Here is a 16,552-nt window from a genome sequence, read left to right as displayed (position 1 = left end):
TCTTATGAACAAGTTATATATACAATTCTTTCTATTGCTGATACTCTCCATTTTTGGAGCATGCAATGATGAATGGAAGGAAGAACAATATGAACATTATATTTCCTTTAAAGCTCCTTTAGATAACAACGGGGTCGCTAATATTCATGTTCGTTATAAGGATGCTGCTAAAAGCACCTTTTTACAACCTTTGATTGTGAGCGGATCGACCAATAATGAATCAAATTTTTCGGTTCAGGTTGGAGTGGATGCGGATACTTTGAATGTGCTGAATTTTGAAAGATTTCAAAACCGGAAAGATTTCTATTATCAACAATTAAGTAGCAATTATTATTCGTTCCCTGCTACAGTAAACATTAATGCCGGGGAAAATACAGGCTTACTGGCTATAGATTTCTCTTTAAAGGGCATTGATATGACTGAAAAGTGGGTATTGCCGCTTACAATTATGGACGACCCTTCAGCGAATTATAAAGGACATCCGCGTAAGTACTACAGGAAAGCGATTCTTCGCGTTAATCCCTTCAACGATTATTCGGGTAATTATTCGGGGGCTGCCCTCTTAACCAGAATGGAGGGGCAAGAGAATGAAACCCCCGTAGTGAAAAGTGAAATTAGGAGCTATGTCGTCGACGAAAATACTGTTTTTTTCTATGCAGGAAATATTGACGAAGAACGACAAGACCGACGGAATTACAAAATATATGCAACCTTTACCAAGACTGGAACAGTGACTTTCCGGTCAGATAATCCGAATATTAAATTTGTTGTAAATAAAGACGCAAGTTATACCATCTCAGAAGCAATGGACAAAGTTCGCCCCTATTTGAAATGGCGTTGGCTTACGATCAATAATATTGATTATGAATTTACGGATTATACCATGATTCCAAATGTGCCGATTCGCTATAAGGTTGCTGGATCGCTTACTTTAGAACGGAAGTTAAATACGCAGATTCCTGACGAAGACCAGGCAATAGAATGGTAATTTCTACAAACCATTTGTAAGACTATTGGTTATATCTATGATATAAAAATAGTTTTTATGATTGGAATAGTAGGCGGACTAGGCCCATATGGAGGCCTGGATATTACGAAGAAAATTATAGATGAGACGGCGGCAAGGTCCGATCAGGAACACTTGCCGCTCTTGTTATTCTCATGTCCAAATTTGATCCCTGATCGTACGGCGCATTTATTGGATAAATCCAATGTTAATCCCGGTAAGGCTATTGCCGCAATTTTAAGACAACTTGAAACGGCTGGAGCGACCATAGCCGCGATTCCGTCCAATACGGCACATGCAGAACCTATTTTTTCGGTTGTTCAAGATGAAATGGCGCGTATGGGGAGTGGGTTAAAACTATTGCATATCGTTCATGAAACGGTTCGGTTTGTAGAGGAAAATTATCCCGACACGACAGTAGGCATTTTATCTACTGCAGGAGAACAGATCTGTAGTTTATATCGGGAAGCATTTATCCGAAAAGGTTTCGTTGTTATTGAGCCTGAAGGAACACAGCAAGAGAAGGTAAATAATGCAATCTATGATGAAGACTATGGAATAAAGGCCCAACCGGTACCGATTGCGAATAAAGCAAGAGAGGATCTATTGTTGGTCATGGACGACCTGAAAAAGAAAGGCGCACAGGTCATTATTTTGGGTTGTGCAGAATTGCCTTTGGCTATTCCCGAACGGGATCACAATGGGATGATTCTCATAGACCCGAATAGAATTCTTGCTCGTGCACTTGTTCATTCGTTTGCTCCGGATAAATTAAAAGCGCTGTAGCAATGTCTTTTGACAAATTGGCAGATTTTGGTTTCGTATTGCCGTTGGTATGGGTTTTGCCTCCTGATAGCGAGAAGCTTATGCAGTAAGGAGGACAACATGCAAAAGATAATACATCGGGAAAATGACCGTGGTCACGTCGATTTTGGCTGGTTGAAAAGTGCACATTCATTCAGTTTTGGACAGTATCTTGATCCCGAAAGAATGAATTTTGGTGCATTGCGGGTATTGAATGACGATCAGGTAGAGGGCGGACAAGGTTTTGATCGGCATGGTCACCACAATATGGAAATTGTTAGTATACCACTCGAAGGGACACTTATACACCAGGATAGTCTAGGCAATGGCCGTACGATTCAAACAGGAGAAGTGCAGATCATGTCTGCAGGTACAGGTGTGCAGCATGCCGAGTTTAATAGCAATCAGAAGGATCTTGTTAAATTTTTACAAATTTGGGTAATCCCCAACGAAATAGGGTTGGAGCCCAGATACGATCAGAAATCCTACCTTCAACTGGATCGGAACAATAAATTTGCAACGATTGTTTCACCGGATAAAATGGATCACCATGCTGTACATATACATCAGGATGCCTATTTTAACTTGGGAGACCTAGAGGCAGGTAAAAAGATAGAATATACTGTTCATTCTGAGCAAAATGGACTTTATCTTTTTGTTTTGGAAGGAAAGATCGCTGTAGCAAATGAAATGCTTTCAAGAAGGGATGCCATTGGTTTATACGAAACAGAAAAAATAAGCATTGAGGCTTACTATGATGCATCATTGCTGCTAATTGAAGTGCCGATGTATTAGGTCGATGAAAATGAAGCTTACTATGATATATCGTTATTGCTGATTAAAGTTCCGGTGTATTGGATCGATAAAGAGTTATTCTTGAATAGGGAGGTCATTTGATAGATTCCCTATTTTTCTTAAATTGGATGAAGAAGACATAAACTCATGGATAACCTATTTCAACCTTTCGAAACGCGAGACGTTTTGCTTATTATGTTATCAGTCTTAATAGGCCTGCTGATCGGGATTGAACGTGAATATCGCAATAAGTCTGCGGGTTTGAGGACGTTTATATTGGTGAGCTTTGGATCTTGTCTTTTTACGATTCTTTCATTAAAAATTGGCTTGGCAAATCCAGATCGATTAGCCGCAAATATTATTACGGGTATCGGTTTCCTAGGTGCAGGCGTGATTTTCAAAGAAGACAATAAAGTAAGTGGTATAACGACCGCTACGACAATTTGGGCTACAGCTTCTTTGGGTATGTGTGTTGGTGCCGGATATATATTTTTAGCTTTTATTGGTGTGGGCTTGGTTCTGATGATATTAGCGCTGCTAACTTATCTACAAACCTATATTGACAATTATCACAAGATAAAAGACTATGAACTGCAGACCTTATCTGAAGCAGATTTTGAACATACGGAACAGTTAATCCGAAGTATGGGCTTTAAAGCTGTCGTCATAAGTCAACGCTATAACAAAGAAAGTTTGAATACCGTATGGCGATTGACGGGGAATGTTAACCAGCATAGAGCGCTTGTAGAAACCCTGCGGCGTGATAGGCAGGTGGTGGCCTATCAATATTAAGGAATTACGATATCGTTTGCTTTATTTATTCATCATCATCCGTTTCCTGAGTTGGGGTTATCTGCTGTAATAAACTGTTTACTTCGTCCTCCGTCGCTGTTAACTTGGCTTTGCAGACTTGAATGAGGTCGGAAGCCCTCTTGATTTTTCCCGCGAGCTCATCAATGTTTGTTGTGCCATTTTCTATTTCCCTCACGATAGTTTGTAACTCGTTAAAGGCATCTGTGTAGGTATAATTCTGTCCCATTATGCTATGCTTGATATGCTTTCTTTAAATTTTGTATGGCGATGCCAAATTAAGTATTGTTCTCATCTAGGTCTTCCTGCGGAGATTTATCTGTCACAGTACTGGTAAGCTCTCCATATTCGAGTATCGTCTGTATTACATCGCCTTGAGATACTTGTGTCACCGACTGCAGTAGTTTTCCGTTAACCTTAGTAATTGAAAAACCTTGTTTCAATAGTCTAATTGGATCAGATAGCTGAATAATTCGTTCGGTATGAGCCAGTGCCGTTTTGTGCTCATAAAAGCGCAATTTTAACAAGGCGTTGAGATCATGTTGAAATTGCTGGATGGCCGCCCTCGAGGTCTGAATTTCTCTCTTTCCGATCCATTGTATATGCGTTGCCAGTTGAGATAAGATATTGTGCTCTTCTTTAAATCGGTTAAGAACGAGCTGCTGTATACGCTCTGCAGCCCGATCGACTGGAATAGCAAAATTATGAAACTTCTGAATCAGAAAATCGGCCAGCTCACTGGGCGTAATCGCGTTTTTATAGGCTACCATTTCGCTAACTGTATAATTCGTCGAATGCCCAATACCCGTCAATACGGGGATGGGAAATATAGCGATAGCACGAGCTAGCAAGTAGTTGTTATAACTGGAAAGACCAACCTCACCGCCTCCACCACGGATGATGGCGACCACATCGTACCTGTCTATTTTTTCAGCAATAATGGCAAGTTGATTTATAATAGAAGGTACTGACTTGTCTCCTTGTAACAACGCAGGGAAGAGCGTGGATTCGATGCGGTAACCCCAAGGGTTTTGATTAATAATCTTGTAAAAATCAGAAAGCCCCTTACTTGTTTCTACTGAAATAATTGCCAATCTTTTGGGAACCACAGGAAAGTCCAGTAATTTATTAGACTCATATATGCCCTCTGCTTTCAGCTTTCGAATACTGTCTAACTTCTCCTTTTCAAGTTCACCTAAGGTAAAAGTCGGATCAATATCAACAATGCGCAAGCTTAACCCATACATGGGGTCATAGGAAATACTTGCCTGAAATAACATTGTGATCCCTTCTCGTAAAGGTTCTTGCGCGACTTTAAGAAAATTGTTGTTGATACGATTGTAATCAGCTTTCCATAGGATCGACCGAATTTCAGCGACAATTTTACCATCCTGTTTTTCTACCAGTTCAGGATAACAGTGGCCAGAATGCGTATAATGATTGAGCTTGTTCATTTCAGCTTTGATCCAGTACAAACTCTTATACCGCTCTGCAAGTGTCTTTTGGATACTGCGGCTGACTTCCAGCAAGGAAAATATCGTTTTATCTTGAATCAATTCTGGCATTAGTCAAACTTACAGAAAAAACCTTCATGATGCAATTGGGGGCAATGCCAATTGGGGTTCCCATGAACTGCGCATAGCCTGAAGTGGATGGTAAAATAGTAGATCAATCTAGAAACGCGCAATAGGTATAAGTAACAAAATTGATTTTTTTTCGGGCGAACCTATTCCTTCGTTATTTAATTCGTATTTTTATTTGATAGAACCTAAAAAACGATAAAAGCAGAATGAAAAAACGATTTTTTGGGGCATTATTTGCAGGTTTGTTCTGTATTAGCCCCCTGTTTGCTCAATATAAGTCTACGATTAAAAACGAAACGATACTGTTTAATAACCTTGATCAGTTGCTGCCTTTAAAAAATCTGGATCAACTTCGTATCGCAGTTGTTGTTCCTAACGCGGCAAAATATAGGATGTTTACAGACCAACTGGCTCGTTATGCAAACACCAAAGTTTTTGATTTTAATAAATTTGATGAGGACATCAAATATTATAATACCGTTATTGTGGCGGGAAAGGAAGATGATTTAGATGCCGATTGTCTAACACAGTTGAAGCAGGCTGTATTAAACAATAAAAAAGTTATCCTTTGCCATTTTTTTGAAAATGACAAAAACAAAAAGAGCCTATCTGAGCATCCACAATCTGATTTGATCGAATTGCTTGCTCCTTTTTCAGAAATTGGACAGCAGCAGATGGCAATGTCTATCTTTGGTGGGATTTCTATTACCGCCGGTAACGTCAAAACCACACAGACAAGAATACAATATGGCGCTGCCTCAAGTTCTAATCTGAACCTGACTAAATTGACGAAGAAAATTGATGCCATTGCACAAGAAGCCATCGATAAGCAGGCAACTCCAGGAGCTGTAGTCATGATTGTGAAAGACGGACAAGTGCTCTTGGAGAAATCTTACGGATTTCACACGTATGCGAAAGCTATTTCCACGAGAACAACTGATATTTTTGATCTCGCATCTGTCAGTAAGATTGCCGGAACTACTCCTGTCATTATGCGTCTTACCGAGCGGAATATTATTAATTTGGATAGTACCATGGGACACTACTTGTGGCAGGCAAAGTATACCAATAAAAAGGATATCAAGCTTCGTTCCGTCATGTTACATGAAGCGGGGTTTACACCTTTTATTCCCTTTTATAAATATCTGAAGGGGGGCGATGTTGTGTCGGCCGCCGACGATAATCATCAGGTGAAAATGGCCGATAACAGCTATATCCTCAACAATTATTACCGCGATATCATGTGGCCAGAGATGCTAAAATCACCGGTAAAACCAACGGGAAATTATGTGTATAGTGATATCAGCATGTATGTTATGAAAGAAGTTGCAGAACATCAGACTGCTGAGCCCATGCAAGATTATGTGCAGGAAAACTTTTATAGACCATTGGGGATGACCCGTGCGGGCTACCTTCCCCGCGAGCGTTTTGCAAAGGATGAAATCGTTCCTACCGAGCAGGATACCTCCTTTCGAAAAACATTGTTAGAAGGCTATGTACACGATCAGGGTGCGGCAATGGCTGGCGGTATTGCTGGGCATGCCGGATTATTTGCTACCGCAAATGATTTGGCAATCTATGGTCAGTTGCTATTGAATAGAGGCGAGTATGGAGGTGAGCGTTACTTTAAAACAGAAACAATCGATTTATTTACCTCTAGGCAATCGGCAAGCAGTCGGCGGGGATTAGGTTTTGACCGCTGGGATCCGAATCCGAAAAATGAATATCCATCTAAGTTAGCGAATAGCACTGTATTCGGACATACGGGCTATACAGGAACATGTATTTGGATCGATCCGCAAAATCAGTTGATTTATATCTTTTTATCCAATCGTGTACATCCTCAGGTGAGTACCAGACTTTTGGATCTGAATATCAGAAGTCGGATTCAGGACGCTATTTATGAAACGATCAATGAAAGTCAAAAATGATAAAAAGCCTCTTATTACTTGGACTAGCAATGACAACACTCAGCAATGTTGGATATAGTCAAGACTATAAACAGATACACCAAGATTTGGTGGTCGTCGACGGACACAATGATGTGATTTATGAGTCCATTTTCCAGGGAAAAGATATCGGCCAGCGAATAAGTACGGGAGCGACAGATTTGCCTCGACTGCGGGAAGGCGGTGTAGATGTGCAGGTCTTTGCTGTGTGGTCCGATGACGCGAAGTGGAAATCCGGAGCATTTAAGCATGCCAATGACCAGATCGATGCATTAGAAAAGATGATTGCAGCAAATGCCGATAAAATAAGTTTGGCAAAATCTTCAGGTGACATCGATGCGATCTTAAAAACAGGTAAAATAGTTGCGTTGATCGGTGTGGAAGGTGGAAATATGATTGAAGGAAGTGTTGACCATCTGGTCCGGCTTCATGAGCGCGGCGCCAAATACCTCACTTTGACCTGGAACTACAATTTGCCTTGGGCAAGCTGTGCCGCGATGGAATCGGGAGATATGCGTTCCAAAGATAAAGGGTTGACAGCGCAAGGGCGAGCAATTATCCGCAAAATGAACGAATTGGGGATGATGATTGATCTGTCTCATGGAGGAGAGCAGACTTTCTATGACGTGCTGTCGATAACGACCAAACCGATCTTGGTTTCGCATAGCAACGCCTATGGATTATGTCCACATTTCCGTAATCTGAAAGATGAACAATTAGAGGCGCTGAAAAAAAATGGCGGCGTTGTTGGTGTGAATTTTTATTCAGGTTTTTTGGATCCTGCCTATGAAACAAGGCTTAAGGGTTTGTATGCAAGTAAATTTGGCGATACCGGAGATACAAAATTGAGTACCTGGGCCATGTATGAAAAGTTGCCAAAGGAACTTCAACGGCAAGCCGATGCTCCACTGTCGAAATTATTGGATCATATTGACTATTTGGTCAAAAAAGTGGGTATAGACCATGTTGCTGTAGGCTCGGACTTCGATGGTATAGAATCCTCACCCCAAGGTCTAGAAGATGTTTCTAAATTTCCGTTATTAACCAAAGCGCTGTTGGATAGAGGATATACAAAGACGGATGTTGCGAAGATTATGGGACAAAATTTCTTGCGGATCTTAAAAGAAAATGAAGGATAAACACGTCGGCTTTTTTAAGGCTTTTCAGTGGGGTTCCAGTATACATGCAGTATTGTTGAGGTATTGCTAAAGCAGTGATGTAGTATATAGTAATAATACATCGTATGAACTTAACCCTATCGAAGCAGCATTAGTGAAAGGCTAACCAGTCCTTGCGTATGGTCTTGGTGAATATATAATACGTACGACGATGATATTGCGCTTTTAACAGCTATAAATTTGTAATTTCGTAGTATGGCAAAATCAAAATCTGCATACTTCTGTCAAAACTGTGGCTACGAGTCTCCCAAATGGATGGGGCAATGCCCTTCTTGTAAGCAATGGAATAGTTTTGTTGAGGAAATCGTCGAAAAGGCGAGTTCAAAAGTGCCTGAATGGCGTAGTTCTACTACAGGAGGAAGCACAAAGAGAGCGAATAAAGCTGCGATCATCCACGAAATTGTCTATCAGGATGAATTACGGATATTGACTCCTGATCAGGAGTTTAACCGGGTTCTTGGCGGCGGTATTGTTCCAGGGTCATTGGTCCTTATTGGAGGCGAACCGGGTATTGGGAAGTCGACGTTGATGTTACAGCTCGCTTTATCGATTCCACAAGTGAAGACCCTTTATATTTCTGGGGAAGAAAGCGAACAGCAAATTAAGATGCGGGCAGAACGATTGTCACAATCATCCAAAGCAAATTGTTATATTCTTACCGAGACATCTACTCAAAATATTTTCAAGCAGATCGAGACGGTACAGCCCAATGTCATAGTCATAGATTCTATACAGACTTTACATTCCTCACAAATTGAATCGGCGCCAGGATCGGTTTCTCAGGTACGCGAATGTACCGCAGAGTTGCTTCGGTTTGCAAAGGAAACGAGTACACCAGTTTTTATTGTAGGGCATATTACCAAGGATGGGTCTATTGCAGGTCCCAAGGTTTTAGAACATATGGTGGATACGGTGCTTCAATTCGAAGGTGATCGCCACCATGTCTACCGAATTTTACGGGCCGTAAAAAATCGCTTTGGATCGGCTTCAGAACTCGGGATTTATGAAATGCAGGGGTCGGGACTGCGGGAAGTGTCGAATCCTTCGGAGATTATGATTTCCCAACGCGATGAACCTGTAAGTGGGGTTTCCATTGCGGCGATGCTCGAAGGAATGCGCCCTATGATGATTGAAGTGCAGGCGCTGGTGAGTAATACGGCATTTGGAAATGCACAGCGCTCTTCCACAGGTTACGACACGAAGCGATTAAATATGCTGTTGGCTGTTTTGGAGAAACGCTTTGGTTTTAGGTTAAGCGCACAGGATGTGTTTTTAAATATTGCCGGTGGGTTGCGTGTTGAAGATCCTGCGATCGATTTGGCTGTCGTTGTTGCAATTATTTCTTCACAACAGGACATCGCGATTCGCTCTAATCTGACTTTCGCAGGTGAGATTGGTTTATCTGGCGAGATCAGAGCTGTAAATCGTATAGAACAACGGATCCAGGAGGCTGAGAAGCTGGGCTTTGATGGTATCTTTATCTCTAAATTCAACACCAAAGGATTGGACGCTAAAAAATATAATATTGCCATCCGTCCGGTTGCCAAATTGGAGGACATCTTCAGTGCCTTGTTTGGCTAGCGGATTAAAAGAGGAGTATACAAATAAAAAGACCATGCTTTCTTAAAGCATGGTCTTTTTATGTATTGCCTATCGTTTACTTTTTCAATACTTCTTTCAATTTTGCGCGTAAAGCATCACCATGTAAGTTCTTCGCGACAATTTTCCCATTGGGATCGATAAGGACATTCTGCGGGATAGATTTTACCCCGTATAAGGTTCCGACATCATTTTGCCAACGTTTAAGATCCGAAACATGACGCCAGTGCAATTTATCTGCATGGATGGCTTTAATCCAAGAATTGCGATCCTTATCAAAGGATATACCCAATATTTCAAAGTTTTCACCTTTAAATTGTTGGTATGTTTTGACAAGATCCGGGCTTTCGACACGGCAATCGGGGCACCAAGATGCCCAAAAATCAAGAAGCACATATTTTCCTTTAAAGTCAGAAAGTTTTACAGGATTTCCAGTGGTGTCATTTTGCGTAAACGCTGGCGCTGTTTTTCCAATTTGAACCGTTTCCAAGGTATTTAAATAGTCTTGGAACTCTTTCCCTTCACTTGAATTCTTGACATTTTTACTCAACGTATTATAAAGCGCTTGAAGCTCGGCATAAACCGGGTCATATCCGCCAACTCTACGCAAATCAACTAATGTCGAAATAGAATCCGGAGCAGCCTTAACGCGGGCAATATACTCCTCTTTGGTAAGTTCCTTTTTTTGTGCAGAACCAATGAATGGCAGAATTAAAAAAAGTAGTGTGATGTATTTTATCATGTTATTATTCTTATATATATTTACAAATATAGGAAAATCCACTAATTTAGTAGATTAATAAAATGTCAAAAAATGAACTTTAACCTAACTTCTAAACTTCCACATGTCGGTACGACGATCTTTACCAAAATGACGATGCTTGCGAATGAGCAGCACGCTTTAAATCTGTCGCAAGGTTTTCCTGACTTTGAGACAGATCCGAAGTTGGTGGAATTGGTTTCTAAGGCAATGGAAACGGGACATAACCAATACGCGCCAATGATCGGAGCACAGACATTACGTGATACGATCTCCAAAAAATACCGGGAAGTTTATAACGTGGCGGTCGATGCAACGGCGGAGCTTACTGTGACATCAGGTGGTACCCCAGCAATTTTTACAGCTATTGCCGCAGTCGTTAGACCGCAAGATGAGGTTATTATTTTTGAACCGGCATACGATTGTTATGCGCCGACTATCGAATTGTTTGGCGGTAAAGTTGTTCCCGTGCGATTAATGGCACCTGATTTTCAGATTGACTGGGGTTACGTCGCTACGTTAATTAATTCCAGAACTCGTTTAATCATCATTAATAATCCGAATAATCCAACAGGCAAAGTGCTGGGTAAAGAAGAGTTAATTAAACTTGGGGACTTGTTGGCAGGTACCAACGCACTCTTATTGAGTGATGAAGTGTACGAGCATATCGTTTTCGATGGTGTCTCGCCCCAATCGGTATTGGAAATACCCTCCTTACGCGAGCGAAGTTTTGTTGTTGCTTCCTTTGGAAAGCTATTGCATACTACGGGTTGGAAGATAGGTTATTGCATTGCTCCGCCACAATTAACGCAGGAATTTAGAAAAGTGCATCAATTCAATGTATTTAGCGTAAATACACCCATGCAATTCGCTATCGCGGAATATTTGGAGGATATAAGCTATGTCAAAGGTCTATCGGAATTTTTTGAGCGAAAAAGAAACCTATTGAAAGACGGATTAAAGGGATCCCGGTTTAAGATTCTTCCCTGCGAGGGAACTTATTTCCTTAATATCGAGTACAGTGCTATCAGTCAGGAGAAGGAATTTGAATTTGCTTGCTCGTTAACCAGGGAGCACAAAATTGCAACCATCCCACTTTCAGCGTTCTATAAAGAAGCTACAAATCAACAAGTTTTGCGGGTTTGTTTTGCTAAAAAGGATGAAACGCTATTAAAAGCTGTCGAGATTCTGAATAAGGTATAGCTGTATTATTGAGGTAAAAGAATAGCTAAAAGGTTTTATTTAAAATATCGCTAAGAAAGAACCACTTTATTAAAATTTTACTTCAACTTGAGGTACTAATTTTATAAATTTGTAATTCACGTTTATCAACATACCCATAAAATGGCTAGATTAAATTTATTGGAAGAAACACGCTTCGAAAAAGTCCCTGTGAGCGTCTATCCAGATCAAAATTCAGCTTCGAAAAACGTTGCAAATCGTATTGCTGAAATTATTCGTGCAAAGCAAGAGAAAGGTGAGAAAGCTGTTCTGGGCCTTGCTACCGGTGCCACTCCGGTAAAAGTCTATCAAGAATTGATTCGTTTGCATAAAGAAGAAGGTTTAAGCTTTAAGAACGTGATTACCTTCAATCTTGACGAATACTACCCTATGCAACCTGATGCCGATCAGAGTTATGTGACCTTTATGAACAAAAACTTGTTCGATCACGTAGATATTGATGCGGCTAATGTAAATATTCCAGATGGTACCTTAGCTCCTGACCAAGTAAATGCATTCTGTGAGGCTTACGAACAGAAGATTACAGCAGCAGGAGGTTTAGATATTCAATTATTAGGTATTGGCCGTACCGGCCATATCGGTTTCAATGAGCCAGGTTCTGCACCTAACTCAGGTACACGTGTCGTAACGTTGGACGATTTGACTCGTCGCGATGCTTCCCGTGCTTTTGGTGGAAAAGAGAATGTACCAACAAAAGCGATTACCATGGGCGTAGGTACAATTTTCAAAGCGAGAGAAATTATTTTAATGGCTTGGACCGAGACAAAGGCCGAGATCATTAAAAAAGCAGTTGAAGGTGAAATCTCCGCAGAGATACCGGCAACTTATCTTCAGTTATCGGACAACGTTGAATTTATCCTTGATGAAGCGGCAGCTTCATTGTTGACACGTTTTGATCTTCCTTGGTTGGCAGAAGATGTTACCTGGACACCTTCGTTAATTAAAAAAGCAGTCGTTTGGTTGGCTTTAGAGATCAAAAAACCAATCCTGAAACTTACCGACGAGGATTATAATGCGCACGGGATGGCCAAGTTGGTTACAGAGACCGGTCCAGCATATAATATTAACATCCGTATATTTAACGAACTTCAACATACGATCACGGGATGGCCAGGAGGTAAACCCAATGTTGACGATTCTCAACGTCCTGAGCGTGCTAACCCAGCGAAGAAAAATGTAATTGTATTTTCTCCACATCCGGATGATGATGTCATCTCGATGGGCGGTACATTTATTCGCCTGGCAGATCAAGGACACAATGTCCATGTTGCTTACCAAACTTGTGGTAATACAGCAGTTTGGGATGATGATGTGGTACGTTATCTGGAGTTTGCTGAAGATCTTGCAAAACAAATTGGGGCAGAGGCAGAAGCTTCTCAGATCGGCCGCATTTATGATGAAGAAAGAGCAATTTTTGCAACAAAAAAACCAAATCAGATCGATACTGAACTTGTCCGTAAAATCAAAGCATTAATCCGTAAGGGTGAGGCGATCGCAGGAGCCCGTTTGGTTGGTTTGCCAGATGAGAATATCCATTTCCAGGATCTACCTTTCTATGATAGACAGAAGTTTTCAAAAAATGTATCTTTTGAAGATGATATTCAACAAACAATGGAATTGTTGCGCCACGTAAAACCACATCAGGTATTTGCTGCGGGTGACTTTGCAGATCCACATGGTACACACAAAGTATGTTTCGACATTCTGTTTGAAGCATTAAACAGATTGAGTAAAACGGATGAGTGGACCAAAGATTGTTGGTTATGGTTATACCGTGGAGCATGGCATGAATATCCTATCCACGAGATCCAAATGGCCGTTCCTTTATCGCCACAAGAAGTTTATCGCAAACGTTTAGCCATCTTCAAACACCAGTCTCAAAAAGATTTGCCTGTATTCCCTGGAGATGATCCACGTGAATTCTGGGTGCGTGCTGAAGATCGTACAAGCGAAACAGCAGCTTTATATGACCAATTAGGTTTGGCAAACTATGAAGCTATCGAAGCGTTCGTAAGATGGAAATTTGACTAAACTAATTGTCTAAATAAATAAAAAAGTCCTGAGCCTGAGTTGGTTCAGGACTTTTTTGTTTTTAATCATTCTAAATAGCTTATTTTTTATACCTTTGCGTTGTTATTTAGAATAATTAAAAATAATTACCCAAAATTATTAACATGGACAAACACTTACTAGCTCTTGCTTCTACATTTTTAATCGGAGGTGCAGTATATGGTCAAACTTCGGGAATCGTCAAAGGTAAAGTCGTCGATACACAAAATAATCCTTTAAGTTCAGTAACCGTTTCAATCGGAGATAAAAAAGTACGTACGGACCATAGAGGTCATTTTAGACTGCATGGCATCGACCAAAATACGGTGATTAAATTCACCTACATGGGCTACCAAACAACCGTTATCGATTATGTTTTTAGCACGAAAAGCCCTGAAGTGATTATTGATCCCATTACGCTAGTGAGCAATGAGCAGGCCATTGATGAGGTAGAAGTGTTTGGTGAACGTAACAAAAAGCCAAAAGGCTTGGAGATGATTACACGTATGCCATTAAAACCTTCGGATCAAATTCAGAGTATTTCTGTCATTTCCAATAAGGTAATTCAAGATCAGGGTATTCTTACTTTGACGGATGCTGTAAGAAATATTCCCGGTGTAACCTTGTTTGGTTCTTATGGGGGTGTTAAAGAATCTTTGTCAACCCGTGGGTTCAGAGGGGTACCTGTATTGAAGAATGGCGTGCGGATGGACTCCCAATTTCAGACTGCATCTGGAGTTGTTGATATGCAAGGTGTGGAGTCTATTCAAATGATTAAAGGGTCTGCTGCCGTTACACAGGGTGTTATTACCGATATTGGTAATGCCGGTGGTGTAATTAATGTGGTCACTAAAACCCCTAATTTCACGAATTCCGGTGAGGTGGGTGTTCGTGCAGGAAGTTGGGGACAATTCCGCCCAACCTTTGATTTCCAAACGGTACTGGATAAGAAACAGACTGTTGCTTTTCGAATGGATGGCGCGTATGAACGCAGTGATAGCTACCGTAAAAGTGTATTCTCTAACCGTGTTTATTTAAATCCATCGTTAGCTTGGAAACCAACGGATAAGACAACAATTACTTTGGAGGGTGATTATTTTAATGATAATCGCACGCCGGTTAATTCCGCTGTCAATTTAAATCCTTCACAGGGGGTGAATGCGCTATATGTTATCCCGAACAATAAGTTTTTGGGCTTCAATTCCGATAATAATAATACAGAGATGAAGAGCTTTATGGCGCAGATCAATCATGAACTGACTGATCGCTGGAGCATCCGAGCTTCTATTGCAACGTCATCTTATCAGGTTGATAACCAATCATCATCTTCCTCATTGATTAAAGATGATGCAAAACAATATAATACCTTCTCGCGCTCAATGAGTAAGAGCCTGCGCGATGACAAAAATAAAACTTTCCAGTTTGACTTGATCGGAAAAGATCTTTATACGGGTAAAGTAAAACATTTGGTTCAGGCAGGGGTGGACTATCGTATTGCTGATGCGACAACAACTTCTTTTGCCGGAAAATTAAGTCCACTGGAGAAAAATGTTCTTTTGAAAAAAGCCGATCAAAATAGCAATGTAATTGATATTATTGATATCCATGGTGATTGGGTGAATGATCTTTCGGAAGTGGTATACGTCGATTCGTTGGGTAACCAGCGGAAAGGAAAGCAAATTGCCTATACAGCAGGAACTTCTGTACGGAGTTATTATTCTTCTATAGGATTTATGGGGCAAGACGTTATTGAATTTAACAAATACATTAAGGCTGTATTAGGTTTACGTTATTCCGAAATTACAACAAAAGATTTTACATCAAACGGTAATAAAAGGGAGTCGGCTTGGAATCCAATGGCGGGAGTGATTGTTACGCCATTTGAGAATTTCAACGTATTTGGATCTTATACAAACTCAACGAATTTAAGAAATGCGGCAAATCCTTTAACAGATGGTACAGCGGCAGGTGCTTCTAAAACCGAACAATTTGAGGGTGGAATTAAATCCGATTGGCTGAATAATCGATTACGTTTCAATTTAACCTATTTCCATATTTATACCTCAAACTTGACGAATGCGGAGTATACACCAGGCACGAATGTCGCCACAGGATTATACTTTAAGGCCGGGGATTTGGTGCGCGACGGTATTGAGGCAGAGTTGAACGGCCGTGTATTGGAAAATTTGACTGTGATGTTGGGCTATGCGTATTTAGACGCTCGTTATAAAAATTCACCATCTTATATGGATGGATCGGCACCGATGAATGCGCCAAAACATACGGCAAATGCATGGATACAATATGTATTTAATCAAGGAGCTCTTCGGAACCTGAGCTTAAGTGCCGGAGTTTATTATGTTGGAGACCGACCTGTCAATGAATATAGCTTAACCCCAAATGGGCACGGCGAATATTATGGTACAGAACCTTTCAATATGCCAGCATATACCACATTAAATGCGCAGGTGGGATACAAATGGCGCAAATTTGATGCGAAAGTCTTCGTAAATAATATCACCAATGAGATCGGATTGAATTCATACTTCCGCGGTGGTTTTATTAATCAGATTGATCCAAGAAATGCTGCGGTTGCATTGAGTTATAAGTTTTAAAGATATAAGTCTATATAAACAGAAGGGCTGTCCAAAGAAGTTGGACAGCCCTATTTTTCTGCTATTTTCTTTTATCAGCTTAAGTATCCTTTCATCTAGTGGACGCTGGATCGACTGATGTTATTTTAGGCAGCTTTTTTTGGCGTTATCGACACCAATAGC

13 protein-coding genes are annotated in these 16,552 nt (G+C 40.7%); 10 read left to right on the top strand and 3 right to left on the bottom strand.

Annotated elements, in window-relative coordinates; all coding sequences use genetic code 11:
* Window positions 1–4 precede the first annotated feature (4 nt).
* From B3600_RS19800 to B3600_RS19785, 4 genes are all read left to right on the top strand, one after another.
* A complete protein-coding gene (locus B3600_RS19800; RefSeq protein WP_286727518.1) occupies window positions 5–988 on the top strand; it encodes a DUF4973 domain-containing protein in 984 nt (327 codons plus the stop codon).
* A gap of 57 nt (window positions 989–1,045) precedes the next feature.
* Window positions 1,046–1,792, top strand: a complete 747-nt coding sequence (locus B3600_RS19795) for an aspartate/glutamate racemase family protein (protein ID WP_286754164.1) — start codon at window positions 1,046–1,048, stop codon at window positions 1,790–1,792.
* A gap of 99 nt (window positions 1,793–1,891) precedes the next feature.
* Window positions 1,892–2,605, top strand: a complete 714-nt coding sequence (locus tag B3600_RS19790; protein WP_286754163.1) for a pirin family protein — start codon at window positions 1,892–1,894, stop codon at window positions 2,603–2,605.
* Window positions 2,606–2,752: 147 nt separating this feature from the next.
* Window positions 2,753–3,397, top strand: a complete 645-nt coding sequence (locus tag B3600_RS19785) for an MgtC/SapB family protein (protein ID WP_286754162.1) — start codon at window positions 2,753–2,755, stop codon at window positions 3,395–3,397.
* A gap of 25 nt (window positions 3,398–3,422) precedes the next feature.
* On the opposite strand, the gene xseB is transcribed toward B3600_RS19785, so the two are convergent.
* A complete protein-coding gene (gene xseB, locus B3600_RS19780) occupies window positions 3,423–3,644 on the bottom strand; it encodes an exodeoxyribonuclease VII small subunit (RefSeq protein ID WP_070562394.1) in 222 nt (73 codons plus the stop codon).
* Window positions 3,645–3,693: 49 nt separating this feature from the next.
* Window positions 3,694–4,980 carry an exodeoxyribonuclease VII large subunit gene (gene xseA, locus B3600_RS19775; RefSeq protein ID WP_286754161.1) on the bottom strand — a complete coding sequence of 429 codons (1,287 nt, stop codon included), beginning with the start codon at window positions 4,978–4,980 and terminating at the stop codon, window positions 3,694–3,696.
* A gap of 224 nt (window positions 4,981–5,204) precedes the next feature.
* On the opposite strand from xseA, the gene B3600_RS19770 reads away from it, so the two are divergent.
* From B3600_RS19770 to radA, 3 genes are all read left to right on the top strand, one after another.
* Window positions 5,205–6,929 (top strand): serine hydrolase domain-containing protein, encoded by a 1,725-nt coding sequence (locus tag B3600_RS19770; protein WP_286754160.1) that lies wholly within the window; start codon window positions 5,205–5,207, stop codon window positions 6,927–6,929.
* On the top strand, window positions 6,926–8,086 hold the full coding sequence (locus B3600_RS19765) for a dipeptidase (RefSeq protein WP_286754159.1): 1,161 nt from the start codon (window positions 6,926–6,928) through the stop codon (window positions 8,084–8,086). Before B3600_RS19770 ends, B3600_RS19765 begins: the two co-directional genes overlap by 4 nt.
* 234 nt (window positions 8,087–8,320) lie before the next feature.
* A complete protein-coding gene (gene radA / locus B3600_RS19760) occupies window positions 8,321–9,706 on the top strand; it encodes a DNA repair protein RadA (RefSeq protein ID WP_286754158.1) in 1,386 nt (461 codons plus the stop codon).
* A gap of 76 nt (window positions 9,707–9,782) precedes the next feature.
* On the opposite strand, the gene B3600_RS19755 is transcribed toward radA, so the two are convergent.
* Window positions 9,783–10,466 carry a peroxiredoxin family protein gene (locus B3600_RS19755; protein WP_286754157.1) on the bottom strand — a complete coding sequence of 228 codons (684 nt, stop codon included), beginning with the start codon at window positions 10,464–10,466 and terminating at the stop codon, window positions 9,783–9,785.
* Window positions 10,467–10,538: 72 nt separating this feature from the next.
* Between B3600_RS19755 and B3600_RS19750 the strand changes: the two genes are divergently transcribed.
* The 3 genes from B3600_RS19750 to B3600_RS19740 all read left to right on the top strand — a co-directional run bounded on the left by B3600_RS19750 (window position 10,539) and on the right by B3600_RS19740 (window position 16,390).
* Window positions 10,539–11,687 carry a methionine aminotransferase gene (locus B3600_RS19750; protein WP_286754156.1) on the top strand — a complete coding sequence of 383 codons (1,149 nt, stop codon included), beginning with the start codon at window positions 10,539–10,541 and terminating at the stop codon, window positions 11,685–11,687.
* Window positions 11,688–11,828: 141 nt separating this feature from the next.
* Window positions 11,829–13,757, top strand: a complete 1,929-nt coding sequence (gene nagB, locus B3600_RS19745) for a glucosamine-6-phosphate deaminase (protein ID WP_046672626.1) — start codon at window positions 11,829–11,831, stop codon at window positions 13,755–13,757.
* A gap of 143 nt (window positions 13,758–13,900) precedes the next feature.
* Window positions 13,901–16,390: a TonB-dependent receptor gene (locus B3600_RS19740; protein ID WP_286754155.1), complete on the top strand. Its 2,490-nt coding sequence runs from the start codon at window positions 13,901–13,903 to the stop codon at window positions 16,388–16,390.
* Window positions 16,391–16,552: the final 162 nt, after the last annotated feature.

It is taken from the genome of Sphingobacterium sp. UBA2480, assembly GCF_002341965.1.
GTDB lineage: Bacteria > Bacteroidota > Bacteroidia > Sphingobacteriales > Sphingobacteriaceae > Sphingobacterium > Sphingobacterium multivorum.
Note: the sequence above shows the minus strand (reverse complement) of the source record. Positions and strands in the feature narration are given on the sequence as shown.